The organism is Vibrio sp. IB15, from assembly GCF_016406055.1.
GTDB lineage: Bacteria > Pseudomonadota > Gammaproteobacteria > Enterobacterales > Vibrionaceae > Vibrio > Vibrio chagasii.
The window spans coordinates 1-12,235 of sequence record NZ_JAEFCE010000090.1 but is presented as its reverse complement, the minus strand read 5'-3'; the positions used below and the strand labels follow the sequence as shown (position 1 = coordinate 12,235).

19 protein-coding genes are annotated in these 12,235 nt (G+C 41.0%); 2 read left to right on the top strand and 17 right to left on the bottom strand.

Annotation, left to right across the window (positions count from 1 at the left end; translation table 11 throughout):
* Positions 1 to 103: 103 nt before the first annotated feature.
* The 8 genes from JC606_RS21805 to pyrE form a co-directional block, all read right to left on the bottom strand.
* On the bottom strand, positions 104 to 658 hold the full coding sequence (locus JC606_RS21805) for a hypothetical protein (protein ID WP_198779427.1): 555 nt from the start codon (positions 656 to 658) through the stop codon (positions 104 to 106).
* Between the two features lie 186 nt (positions 659 to 844).
* Complete coding sequence (locus JC606_RS21795) at positions 845 to 1,237, bottom strand: SMI1/KNR4 family protein (RefSeq protein ID WP_025539246.1); 393 nt, start codon at positions 1,235 to 1,237, stop codon at positions 845 to 847.
* Positions 1,238 to 2,222: 985 nt separating this feature from the next.
* The gene (locus JC606_RS21790) at positions 2,223 to 2,804 is read right to left on the bottom strand and encodes a hypothetical protein (protein ID WP_198779426.1); all 582 of its coding nucleotides are present in this window, start codon (positions 2,802 to 2,804) and stop codon (positions 2,223 to 2,225) included.
* A gap of 228 nt (positions 2,805 to 3,032) precedes the next feature.
* Positions 3,033 to 3,392: a Ypar14, super integron cassette gene (locus JC606_RS21785; protein WP_198779425.1), complete on the bottom strand. Its 360-nt coding sequence runs from the start codon at positions 3,390 to 3,392 to the stop codon at positions 3,033 to 3,035.
* 138 nt (positions 3,393 to 3,530) lie between these two features.
* Entirely contained in the window at positions 3,531 to 3,854 is a 324-nt protein-coding gene (locus JC606_RS21775) for a DUF6572 domain-containing protein (RefSeq protein ID WP_140326840.1), read from the bottom strand.
* A gap of 466 nt (positions 3,855 to 4,320) precedes the next feature.
* Entirely contained in the window at positions 4,321 to 4,671 is a 351-nt protein-coding gene (locus JC606_RS21770; protein WP_198779423.1) for a cupin domain-containing protein, read from the bottom strand.
* Positions 4,672 to 4,789: 118 nt separating this feature from the next.
* Positions 4,790 to 5,176 carry a VOC family protein gene (locus JC606_RS21765; protein WP_017105996.1) on the bottom strand — a complete coding sequence of 129 codons (387 nt, stop codon included), beginning with the start codon at positions 5,174 to 5,176 and terminating at the stop codon, positions 4,790 to 4,792.
* Between the two features lie 144 nt (positions 5,177 to 5,320).
* Positions 5,321 to 5,851 carry an orotate phosphoribosyltransferase gene (pyrE, locus tag JC606_RS21760; protein ID WP_233090569.1) on the bottom strand — a complete coding sequence of 177 codons (531 nt, stop codon included), beginning with the start codon at positions 5,849 to 5,851 and terminating at the stop codon, positions 5,321 to 5,323.
* A 332-nt stretch (positions 5,852 to 6,183) separates the two neighbouring features.
* Here pyrE and JC606_RS21755 point away from each other — a divergent pair, with 332 nt between their 5' ends.
* Complete coding sequence (locus tag JC606_RS21755; protein WP_004742471.1) at positions 6,184 to 6,435, top strand: ogr/Delta-like zinc finger family protein; 252 nt, start codon at positions 6,184 to 6,186, stop codon at positions 6,433 to 6,435.
* A 9-nt stretch (positions 6,436 to 6,444) separates the two neighbouring features.
* On the opposite strand, the gene JC606_RS21750 is transcribed toward JC606_RS21755, so the two are convergent.
* The 9 genes from JC606_RS21750 to JC606_RS21710 all read right to left on the bottom strand — a co-directional run bounded on the left by JC606_RS21750 (position 6,445) and on the right by JC606_RS21710 (position 11,322).
* On the bottom strand, positions 6,445 to 6,939 hold the full coding sequence (locus tag JC606_RS21750) for a hypothetical protein (protein WP_198779421.1): 495 nt from the start codon (positions 6,937 to 6,939) through the stop codon (positions 6,445 to 6,447).
* A 167-nt stretch (positions 6,940 to 7,106) separates the two neighbouring features.
* Positions 7,107 to 7,313, bottom strand: a complete 207-nt coding sequence (locus JC606_RS21745; protein WP_004742469.1) for a hypothetical protein — start codon at positions 7,311 to 7,313, stop codon at positions 7,107 to 7,109.
* Positions 7,314 to 7,406: 93 nt separating this feature from the next.
* On the bottom strand, positions 7,407 to 9,500 hold the full coding sequence (locus JC606_RS21740; RefSeq protein WP_198779420.1) for a rolling circle replication-associated protein: 2,094 nt from the start codon (positions 9,498 to 9,500) through the stop codon (positions 7,407 to 7,409).
* Positions 9,501 to 9,503: 3 nt separating this feature from the next.
* A complete protein-coding gene (locus JC606_RS21735) occupies positions 9,504 to 9,689 on the bottom strand; it encodes a hypothetical protein (protein WP_198779419.1) in 186 nt (61 codons plus the stop codon).
* Positions 9,686 to 9,913 carry a hypothetical protein gene (locus tag JC606_RS21730; RefSeq protein ID WP_198779418.1) on the bottom strand — a complete coding sequence of 76 codons (228 nt, stop codon included), beginning with the start codon at positions 9,911 to 9,913 and terminating at the stop codon, positions 9,686 to 9,688. The genes JC606_RS21735 and JC606_RS21730 overlap by 4 nt, the downstream gene beginning before the upstream one ends.
* Entirely contained in the window at positions 9,913 to 10,200 is a 288-nt protein-coding gene (locus JC606_RS21725; protein WP_198779417.1) for a hypothetical protein, read from the bottom strand. The genes JC606_RS21730 and JC606_RS21725 overlap by 1 nt, the downstream gene beginning before the upstream one ends.
* Positions 10,201 to 10,220: 20 nt before the next feature.
* Positions 10,221 to 10,445, bottom strand: coding sequence for a hypothetical protein (locus tag JC606_RS21720; RefSeq protein WP_198779416.1), 225 nt, complete (start codon positions 10,443 to 10,445; stop codon positions 10,221 to 10,223).
* Positions 10,446 to 10,455: 10 nt separating this feature from the next.
* A complete protein-coding gene (locus tag JC606_RS21715; RefSeq protein ID WP_198779415.1) occupies positions 10,456 to 10,995 on the bottom strand; it encodes a phage regulatory CII family protein in 540 nt (179 codons plus the stop codon).
* A 114-nt stretch (positions 10,996 to 11,109) separates the two neighbouring features.
* Complete coding sequence (locus JC606_RS21710) at positions 11,110 to 11,322, bottom strand: hypothetical protein (RefSeq protein ID WP_063522797.1); 213 nt, start codon at positions 11,320 to 11,322, stop codon at positions 11,110 to 11,112.
* Positions 11,323 to 11,413: 91 nt separating this feature from the next.
* Here JC606_RS21710 and JC606_RS21705 point away from each other — a divergent pair, with 91 nt between their 5' ends.
* A complete protein-coding gene (locus JC606_RS21705) occupies positions 11,414 to 12,040 on the top strand; it encodes a phage repressor protein CI (protein WP_198779414.1) in 627 nt (208 codons plus the stop codon).
* Positions 12,041 to 12,235: the final 195 nt, after the last annotated feature.

The window sequence follows — 12,235 nt, the reverse complement described above, 5'->3', positions numbered from 1 at the left end:
CTTCCTATTAAAAGATAGGCGGATTGGGGATGGGGAGTCCAATCATCTTGTTATAAATACATTGCTTACAAGCATCCCGCTTAAATTCTCACAACACAGAGAATTACTCTTTGTCTAAATGTAGTTGGCAGTTGATCTTCTCGAAGCCAATTAGTGTCTTAGAATATATAAGGCTAACTGTAGCGGGCAGATTTTTCTCAATAATGTGGTTGTAATATCCCCGACAAGTTATGCTTTTCCCGTCATCAGAAACCACTACTAACGCTGCTCGGGATCTTCCAATAGTCGTTGACTTTGACTCAAGTATGCTCAGCCCAGTAGTCACTCTTTTATCTAGCTCAATACTTTGATCAATCGTCGAAAGTAAGAAAGTTGTTGCTACCCATAATAAGAAAGCAAATGTTGACTTCGAGTATTTTTCATACCAACGGTTTTTCTTGGGCCCATATTGTTTGAATGTACTGCTTTCAACCGGAGTCTGATTTCGAGACTGTATCCTAATAAATTTCACAGCAAATATTAAATAGATAACGACAGCAGATACAAGCATTACTACAGCAGAGTAAAGAAAATTATGGGTTACATCATAGTTAATCTCTGAAAAAACGAAGATATAAAAGACCAAACATATAGCTTCGCCTACAAACCAAAACTTCAATGTACTCTTCCTCACATTCGAATATGTATGCTTCCAAGAACCACCAGACTCAAAAGTAGATGGTATTTATCACGCCTTGTTAAGGTGTGAGGCACGCAATACCTAAGCATCCGCATACCACCTTAACCACTAGAATAAACGCATAGCAAAAATGCCACGCGTGCCGAATCACTCTTGAACAATTTGTTATAGCTTTTCTAACTTGGCAAATGAACTTGCAAGCAACTTAATCTCTCCGGTTTCATGAAGCCAAACATAAACTTCGGGCTTGAACTGTTCTGACTCTTTTAAGAAAACCATTTGATCACCAAGACCGTTACTAGCAATAGCCAATGCATGATGAGGAAAGTTGCCAAAACCAAAACACGCCTTGGTTTCTGCAATAATGTGGTTACAAGTACGAGCTAGCCTTTTTCGATCGGAGTTGTCCTTGATTGGGTAAAGCTCCCAGTCATCTTCTTCGGTCGTTGCCTCACCACCATTATCAGTCTTCATCGATTCACGATAATCATGAGGGAGCCTTGCACCAAGCTCCACCTCAGTATTAACTAATTGTTCTTCTGTTAAGTTGAATGCCATTTTTACTCCAAAACTATAACAGCTATATTAGACAGAAGAATTCTGTACTTAAATATAGAATTATTCTGTCTAGTATCTTAATGATGAAAACCATACATCTGTTTTGCTATGAATAACAATACTTTAAGTTCTACAGTTCCTTACCTACATCACTAAATACAGATTTTTTCTGTATATCATGAATTGAACGGCAAAATATGTTCCAGCCTGATGCACGAATAAGTGTTAGACGATTGGCCAGCAAGCTGTTGCCACAATAGTTCTCATGCTAAATTCATACGTTCTAAACACACTTTGGGGCACAAATGAGTTTGACCTTATGTTTTTACTCATATCCTTATTGTACTCGATAACTCCTCGAAGATTTGCCGCCCGTAATTTCAACTTGAGCGTTCTGCGTAATCTCAATACAGTCAGTGGTACATGACTTCTTAGAGATCGGTGATACTGCCCTGCTTGAGCTGAGTAACGTAAACACAGTGACATTTTTTGCAATTTTGTTTTTCGTCGCAATTCACGTTCAGCCCTTATCCAACAAGGGCTGAAGCAATACGAAACTGATCATCAAAAAAAAACAGATGATCATCAAAAACCTGACCTAAAATACAGAAACTCAAATATTTCAATCATTTAAAAACACAAAACAGATCAATACTGATCGTCAAAATTTCAATTTATTGCAATTTTTTGCACTCTTCGCAATTTTGTTAGGCGCCCTGTAAGCCATTCTCAGCCCTTCAATTATCCTGCATCCCCCGTTATTCCTAAAGGGCTCGCGGCTTATTAGCTTTCTATTACGGTCGCAGAATTTCGCTGAAATAGAATTGCAAAAAAATGAGATCAAAAACGTCGCAGGTGGGGAGGAGGAGTGCGTTTTCCGTGGGTTAGACGTGCTTTCGGTGGGGCTGTGAGACAGGCGTAAAAAAGCCACCATGATCGGTGGCTGTTGGAGGTAGTTGCGCTTCAAATTTGATACTAATTATGACTAGTTAAGCACTCTTTCTGTATCACCTTGCTCTTGATGGTAATATTTTACTTCTTCTATCTTGTGCTTTGACTCTTCTTCACTCAATACTTTTTGCTCAGCTAACCATTTAAATTTGTTGATCTCATTAGCTAACTCGTTCTCCATGTTAATCTCCGAATACCAAGCTAAAAGTTGCTCTTTACGTCGACTCATCAATGCATCGACTACTGCATCATGCTGTTTATCTTTTATGATAAGTAGGTTAACGACGTTAGTGTTATAAACTGTGTAGGTAATTTTTGATACAACCGCCCAAATTAAACAAACACTACCTATTAAGAACCACATTGGATCTAAGTAAAACGCTTCACGCGTAAAACTGCCATATCCACTCTGAAAAATACCAATTACAATCCAAAGAATGCCTACATTTCTCAGCCATTCATTCTGTTCTATAATCTCTGAACTTTTATGTGGTAAGTCACCGTAGTAAAGATCTACATCACCTTTACCCGACGATTGCTCGTAGCCGTAATTAAACCCATCGTCTCCGAAACTGAACGTGAATTTATTTTTGCCTTTTTTTTGTACAATTTCCATTTCAATACCTTATATCTAACTCATTGTTTAATTAGAGCAATAAGTAGAAAGCCAAGTCAACATTTACCATATAAATGAGTAACCAAGCACAATCAAAAATCTTACGCCGCGTTAAATGGTGAACACCTCCACCACCGAGCCTAAACCATTATGCTATCCACACTTAAGCTCATACAAACCAAAAACACCAAGCGTTGCGAATCTGCCTTAAACGCTTTGTTTTGTATATCAACCGTATAGTGAGATATTAATATTTGGATTCACGGATACCCTTACTCCATAAGGAATTGGTGATATTCCATCGTACCTACTGCCAAAACTTTTCGCAGGAGCAAACTCTAGGTACTCACCCGTAGAATCCAGCTTCCTGATTACGCCCTCACAACCGATTAGTCTCATTGAAAATAGAGTAGATTGATTGTGACAATTAATAAGTTCAAATCCCACGTCGCCATCATATTGATACACCGTAATAGAAAGCTGTATCCCCCCTTTTTCTACAGTGTATTTATGCCAGATTCCATCTACCTCTTGATCAGGAATAACCTCTAGGACTGTCATTACATCTATTTCATCCCAAACTAACATTTAAACTCCCGATTTACATAAAGCCGCGTTAAGGTGATGTGAACAACGCAATACCACAGTTGCCGTAAACCACCTTAAACACTAAAACCAACGTATAGTAAAAATGCCACGCGTTGCGAATCACTCTTAAACAGATTATTAGTTGTAATCCCTCACGTCGTGGGTAAGGCTAAAGCCTGCTTCACGTACTAATTTTGATGCCAATAAAATGAATTCTTTAGCTTCATTGTTAGGTTGGTATTTTGAAACGACTTGAATTTCAAATAGCTTGTTCTTTGCCAACGGGTATTGCTCAAAAACTTCACCAGACTCAATAAATGACAAGTAAAGGTTGAGCTTTTCTTGGAGCAACAGGAGCTTTTCATTTTGATCATCCCATTCTAAATGATCGGAAATAACTAAAGTTACTTTTTCTTCGTCATGCGCAATGATGTCTACTTTATCTAGTTGCTCAATTGTCACGATTTCTCCAATACAACTAACAGCTTTTTAGACAGATAAATTCTGCATTTAAATACAGCATTCATCTATCTAGTTGTCTTATGCAAAACAGGATACACATTGATATGCCACATATTCAATAACTTATCTGTCGCTTATGATTCATCACTTCACAAAATATAGAATTTTTCTGAAATAGAATTGCGAAAAAATGAGATCGAAAACGCTTCGGGTGGGTAGGAGGAGTGCGGTTTCCGTGGGGTTGGGCATGCTTTCGGTGGGGCTTTGAGACAGGCGTAAAAAAGCCACCGGATGCGGTGGCTGTTGGAAGTAGTTGCAGTTAGAGCTTAATACTAGTGTTTCCGTATCCCTTCCTAGCCCAAAGAACATAACGCCAAGCTAACGTGACCGAAACCATGACATACACTTTTACGAAGCAAAAGTGCCACGTGTTCAGGTCACTGTTGAGAGCCTTGTTATATGTACATTAATCCAAGCTAAACTGAATAATTAACAGCTCAATGTCTGAATCTGAATCGTTTATTAAACCGTGCTCGCCATAAGGCTTATTTTTTATCATATCGCCTTTTTTAATCTTAACCTCTTGGTTATCAATAGTCATTGTTCCAGAGCCTTCGAGAATAATATACATCTCTTCGTTGTTGCTATGTTTATGGTAACCAACCGTAGAATTTGGCGGGATAATTTGTCTGTCGATAAAATCGCAGCTGCTAGCGAAGTCTGACTTACTCCAAATTTCATATAACTCGACAGAGCCAATCCCATCATGGGCAGAGTTCTGAATTTGTTTTTCCGTTTCTAAATAATTACGAATCATCTGTAATTCTCTCTGTGCATATAACGCCCAGTTAAACTGTGAGTGAACGTGTGCCAAAATGGAGCGAAGCGAAATCGACACGCGTTTGCGAATCAGACTTGAACGATTTGTTATAAATCTAGTAACGCTGAATTAACTCAATTTCTTCACCATCTGGACCACTATAAAACACAACTTTACTAATGTCTTTTTGACTATTCTTGCAACGTACAGTGAAAGGTCCACGTAATATACTTTGATTTTTATTACTCATATGAGAAATTGCGGAGTCAAGACATTCTACAGACAATGCGAAATGAGCAATACATCCTCTACCTTTAGAGTTGTACTGCTCAAACGGAAAAAGCTCTATATACGAGTATTCACTTACTCTTAACTTAACATTCCCATTGTTACTGCCAAGTGTTCCGTCTACTTTGAAGCCAAATATATTTTCATAAAAATTGGTTGATTCTTCAATTGAAATACAACTGATTGCAATGTGACAAAGCTCGTTAATTTTCAAAAAAAATGCCTCACTGAATTAGATTTATAACGCGCGTTAAGTAGTGAGCAACGCCACCACAAAACCTAATCAGACCACCGTAAACACTGAACCCAACGATGGAATGAAAATGCCATGCGTTGGGAATCTGTCTTAAACGCTTTGTTATAACCCGACCGCTTTTTCTAACTCTGACTTTGTGAAGAGAGGGCTAAACTTAAGACCCAATTTCTCTAAGTTCTCTCTGCCACTACCTTCTCGGTCAATTACACAAACGACATTATTGACAATAGCACCACGAGCACGTAATTCGTTAACTGCGTCAATTATTGCTCCACCCGAAGTTACAACGTCTTCAACAATCAAAAGTTCCTGATTGTCTATTACGCCGCCCTCAGCTAACTTACACGTACCATACTCTTTAGCTTCCTTGCGGACGAATAAAACTTGCTTTTGAATTCTTAAAGAGAGTGCCGTAGCTATTGGAATTCCGCCCATTTCAAGACCAGCCAATTGGTCAAAACTTGAAGGCAAAACACCTTCCAAGTGCTCTGCGATTGCTTGTAAAACTCGTGGGTTCGATTCAAACAAGTATTTATCGAAGTATTCCGTCGCAGTGACACCTGAGCGTAACTTAAAGCTGCCCTTAATATTTGATATTTCGTAGATTTCTTTAGCCAACTGTTCCTTGTTCAATGACATTCTCCTTCAATTTTATACAAGGGTTATAACAGCTTTATTAGATAGGAAAATTCGGCATTTAAATACAGAATTTTTCCATCTAAGAATCTTATGCAATATAGAATTTACATTGATATGCCACATATTCAATAACTCATCTGTCACATATGATTCATCACTTCACAAAATACATAACTTTTCTTCATAACCCGACAACTGTGGCTCATCTAGGTAAGCACGCCCCCTAGAAAAAACAAAAAGACATCCTCAAAAACCTGAGGGCTGTATAAATCCTCACCATAATTTAGTACCATGGGCTTATCATTTCGATAGGTTCATGGTGTCATATGAGAGTAATTTGCCAGGAGTGTGGCGAGAAAGCCCGCATACAAAAATCAAACCGTATTTCAGCGGGTTATAGCGATTTATATTGTAGTTGTAGTGACCCTGAGTGCGGTCATACCTTCGTGATGAACCTTTCCTTCAGCCATACTCTTAGCCCTTCAGCTAAGACGACTTCTCAGTTGGCTTTTGAAATGGTTAAAGCCTTGGCACCCGATCAGCGCCAAGAGCTAAAACAACAACTTTTGATACCTTAGTTGGGTTTTCTACTTTGGAACCGCAATGAAAGGAACCTCATCGTAAATTCCCAAACTCCCATCCTTAAATGTACCGCTGATTTCAGTATCAGAAATGTAATCAATCAATATTGTTTGCTGCACATGATTCCCACTGAAGAACGTACCATCTTTAAAATATAAATTAGATCCACCGCCACTTCTTTCTTTTAAAATCATGTACCCAGTATCATCAAATTTCATCGTTATACCTGGACGATCTTTAACAGCCCATTGATACGAACTACGAAGAATATCACGACTTGATTCGGTGATATAATGGCCTAAGGCTGCATACTTAAGTTCACCGTTAGACGTTAGATATACAATTTCTTGTTTTCCATTACCGTCTAGATCTGCAAGTTCAAAAGACTGTACATCCTCATTGGGCAATAGAGTTCTTGGGTTTGAAAATGAAAGATTTTTAGCAAATACCGACGCTGATAACAACGACGCCATTGATAAAATTAAGAAGCTTTTTTTCATACTGAATTCCTTTTTTAAACACTAGATTGTGCGGCCAGCACACGATTATCGGCACAATCTAAATCTAAAAAAAACAATAATCAACAACATTAAGATATTGATATTATTGAAAATAATAAGAATGTTAACTTTAATCCCATAGAAATATATTTAACTAGAAATCCCAATCACGTTCGGATCTCATCAGCCATCTCGATTAGCTGCTTAATAGCGGCTAATTTTTCTGGCTTCAACTCTCCTTTTTGATCCGCAACCAATAGACTCATCAAATAAATACCCATATCAGCCCTGCTTTCACCTTCAGTGCTGAGCGCTACAGCATCAATAATGAACCCCATTGCTTGTAAGAATATGTCCTGATTTTTTAATGACATAGCTCTACTCCAAATCAATTTACTGTGTAAATATACAGTAATAATGTACGTATTCATACAGTATTGTTATGAAGCGAGATTCATCCCTCAGTTTTACTCACACAACAATCCCTCAAAATGTGACTCTAAATACTGTGCTTGAGTATCCATCCAATAACTCTTTTCGTCGTCATCCACATCCAAAATAGGAGGGCTATCTTCAAATACTGCCTTCCAATAGGCTCGCCGTTCCTGGTGATGAACAAAGCTACTTTCGTAATATGTATCAGCCTCTTGTTTGAGATCAGCTAAATCCAAATCTCTACACTCCATAGACCAACCACGAGCACCAGCAGCCCAGAACAAGAATTCGTCTACTTTAGTTTTTGAGTCATCACCATCGAACGTCACAGAGAAACGGTTCCCACTGGAGGCATGCACTCCACGTTCACGGATTTCTTGATTTACCTTTTCTGCCTGTTTTTCCAAACGAATAATTCGGCTCTGCATTTTGTCTGTCAGTGACTTCGGTTTGCCTTGTTTCATGGCTATCGCCTTGGCTTTAATCGTTTGGTCTTTTGCCACCTTCAGCTTTGATATTCTGCGCTTTAACGGTTTTTTCCACTGGTCTAGCTTATGGCCAAGCTCTTTAATCACTGCCGTCATGTTGTCCGCTTCAAACGATGCCAAGCACTGCCACTTTGGCGCTCTTGTGCATTTAGATATGCTGTAACGATTTCCCTTTATCAGCCCTTGTGTTGAATCCCCTCCTTTGGCGGCATACCCCACAGCCTTTATGATGTAAGAGCCGGCAGCCTTTGGCTTTTTAATTCGCTCGAGTGTTGCAAATCCATGTCCCCAAATTTTTTCTAGACGTTTTGCCCAGGCACTAAAGAACCTAGGTTCAACATTCCACTTTAAAAGAACATGCACGTGGGGGTTGGGTTCACCATCCTCATTTGCAGGACACTCAGCGACCCAAATGTAATGAAAATCGAGCGGTTTTTGGGTTGGGCCAATATTACTCGGCTTACCAATATGTGCCGGCACTTTTTCAGCTTTTAAATCACAATATTTCTGGCCGCTATCTGTATCAACTTGGACTGTATGATCAGCAACCCAACCTCTTTGATACATCTTCTTCATCGCATCAAGAATCCGAGACACCTCTTTGCCCATTGTGGTTTCAATGGTTTTCTCTAAGGTAAATTCAGTTGTAGGCTTGTCCTCTAAGCGGCAGTAATCACCAGCTATCTCCCCACCTCCATTCATCAACTTAGTCCGAGGTTTATTGGCAAATGGGACCGTTGAATAAGCCCCACCGATATCAATGACCGGCAACGCCACTCGTTTCTCAGCCGGGCTACTCGCATAAGTCACCATGTTTCTTCGATAACGGATAGGATGCCGAGCACCCAGATGCCCGAGATCAGATTCATCGGCCATGCCACCAAAAATCGCCAATCGCTGAGCTTTGGTAAACGTCAGAGTGAGGAACGTAGTGAACCCATCGTTGCAAATTGCTGAATACGCGGCACTTTCGAAAATCTGGGTAACAGCTCGCTTGGTTAATTTGTCTGTGTATCTATCACCACTGTTTGCTACAGGGGCTTTGCTCGCCGGTGTTTGTGTTATGTGCTGAATTCGATACTGGTTAAAGCATTCACGTTGCTGCAGTTGTACCGATGTGGGAAGGATTTTGGGTTCACAGCGGTTTTCCCTCCCCTTTTCTCGCAGTACAGCAGGCTGATTTCGCTCTGTAGAGCCATAGAGGGAGTCGTGGTTGAAATACGACTCAGGGCTTTGCAACATTTGGGACGGGTTCACCACCTTGTCCAAAAGCCTCAGAGTGCGACGATTTCGCTCAATTCGATGCCTGTATTTTTCTGTCTGACTTTTGCGCCCTTTGACTAGCCTAGCTTCTTCGGCGATTCTCGCCGCCGCTTCGCGGTCGTGTTCCGTGCGATGGTTAAGCGCTTTAAAGAGATCGGTCGATTTCTGAAGCTCCACCTCTCGCTTCGATCTCTGGTTAAAAACGCGATCGTAAATTGGGATTTTCTTCACCAAACCGGAATCTAAAAGCGCTTGCTCTTGGTCGGTGTAAATTTTGGATACTAAAAAACCAGCGTTAAAGCTGGCATCGTTTCTGCGGATTTTATCGAGGGGCATCACAGCCCCTACGCTATAGAGGAGTTCATTCAGTTCCATGCATCAACACTCATCCATGAAGTCTTCTGGTTTACGGGTGATCTTCAATTGAATTTGGATAGACTCATTGCCCGAAAGCAAAGTACCTAACAGCACCTCATTATCGGGATGATTACCTTCCAGCATTTCTACTAATAAGGTTTCGATATAATCAGTTGCTTCAGCGGCAATTTTTAACGCTTCGCTCATATCGCCTCCAAATCCTGGTTTGTCACCACCATAAACCCACTTTTACCTTCACCTTTTGAGATCACGCCTTTGTGCAGGTGAGTACACTCAAGCGTTAAGCAAGCTTGATTAACCGCATCGTCCATAGAGTCAAAATCACCAACCTGAACGTTCGCGACCTGTTGAGTCTCTTCGTGGCGAACAATGCCACCACTCGGGCAAAGGAACACGGCTGAATATTGCATTAGGCCGCCTCCCCTTTTTGATCTTTAAACTCCGCGATACGCTCAATTAACGTATCTTCAACTTCGAGTAGCTCTTTAAGTGCAGACTCACTATCCAATAGAACGATTAAATGAAGCTCTTTGGTGCGATTCCCTTCAAAGTGAAAGACCCCGAAGTACTTATGCTTGGTAGAAAACTCAATGCGGAAGTCGATCACATCACTGTTCTCAAAAACCAAGTTGTAAATAGAATTGACGGTGTGTTGAATCGCGCGTTTATTCGCGACTTCTTGTGTCTGAGTAATCATGCTTAATCCTTAGCTTATGGTTATGACCAGTTACGTTTAATGCTTCTTGCTCTGCGGTTAATCGCCGTTTTTAACGTTGGGCTCTCCGCTTCCTCATACTCCGTTCGCAGCTTGGTAAGAACACCGTCACGTACTTGAGCTTTGACTTGTTTTAGCATGGCTAAGCCTTTGGCTTTCTGCTCTTGGCTTAGGCTGTATGCGGGTAAATCTGGGCAAGGTCTATGAATTGGGTTAGTCGATTCCATTCAGGCTCTCCTAAGTCAGTCCGGGAATAGCCGAACCATTGGCGACCAAATCCACACTCATCGCTAAGAATGGGGAAACGCCTTTTGTGCGGCTCTCTATATCGTTGATAAGGAGCACAAGGTTGCTGATGCCTGCCTGCGCCTTTTGGATAATGACGTGTTTGTTGGTGCGGCTGAGGCGATCATTCCCTGCATGTTCTAAAGCCATGCGGGATAAGTCACCCGAGTGCACCGCGTTTTCTAATGCGCGTTTAATGAAAGTCTCTTCACTCGCATCATTGGGGATTTGTGCCGTTACCACGCCGAGGCCAAGCAAAAGGCTATTAAGAATGGTGAAGTTGCCACTGGCCTTGGTGATGAGCACAAGCTCTACATTGGTAAGGATGTGCGGTTGCTCTGGGTTGAGCTTGTTACGAAGCATGGTCGCATTCATACCAACGGCTTTAGCTAACTTGGTCATGTTCTCCGAGTTCGCAAATGCACAGCACGCTTCGTTAAATGCCTTTTGTTTAGAGCCACGTAATTCGCACATTGAGTCAATTTCGTTCATAACCAATACTCAATTGAAGACAAACGGGATGAAAACGAAACCCCAACCAAGAATATTGAGCCACAGCGGACAATACTCTTTGGTTGGCATCAGGGAAGATAAACGCATAGCGGCCTACCCTAACTTTTCCATCGTTTCGCGAGTCGCCATTTCAACTAAGGCGATCATGTTGATAAGAGGGGTTTCCTTACCTTTTGCTTTGGTTTTAATAGGTAAGCGACCGTCGGCTACCCAATCCATGATGGTACGTTTAGGCATACCAGAGAACTGAGAGTATTGGTCGTACGTCATGAAAGGCGTATTTAGGACTACTTGATATGAGAGCATAATGCTATCCTGTTACGTTAATGAGTGTTTTACTTCGGAATGTAGAGTTGCACCTCAACATTCACCCTTGAGCAAAGATATTAGATCGTTTATGCGTGAACAACAAGACAAAATACACCCTAAAGCGTACATTTCTGGTAGAGATGTAACTGAAAGATTGAAGGAAGTCACAAATTGTCGTGATTTCCAGACGCTCGCAGAGGTACTTGATGTATCCAAATCTACAATGTCTACGTGGCATCAACGCAACTTAACACCTTACGAGGTGATTATTCGCGTCCACTTGCATACTGGAGCGTCTCTAGAATATTTAATACTAGGTGAAGGATCTCCATTTCCTGAAAAATCCACGCAAAAGCATACATCCAAGAAGAACGAACCAAAAACCTTGTTTGATGTAGACCTTTTCTCTCTCATAAATGGGAAGCTTGTTGGCAATGACACGTTAGCTTTTGATAAAAGCTATTTAGATAAGCTTGGGGTTATTAATGTAATGGGCATCGAGCAAGATGGGACTTCATTCATTGTCGATAAAGAAGTCCACCAAGCAGTAAGCGGTACTTACCTAGTGGATATGGACGGCCTACTCTCACTGAATGAGATTCAGCGCTTACCAGGTAAGAAACTAGCGATAAGCTTTAACGGAGCGACTTTAACCGTCGAGGAAGATGAAGTGAGAGTTGTAGGGCGCGTCGCATTAAAAATGGAGAAGTGCTGACGGATGAGCTCATTCTTTGAGCTCACTCGCATTCAACCTGGTTAACGGTATCGCTAACATCTAAATGCGTTATTATCACCCTGTCCTATCGGGGAAGGACGTTAACACCTTTGCTTGCAAACTCAAAAGGCTGCCATTTGGCCTGTCTCTTATACAGAAATCCCTAAGCTACAGCTTAGGGTTTTTTTTTGAACT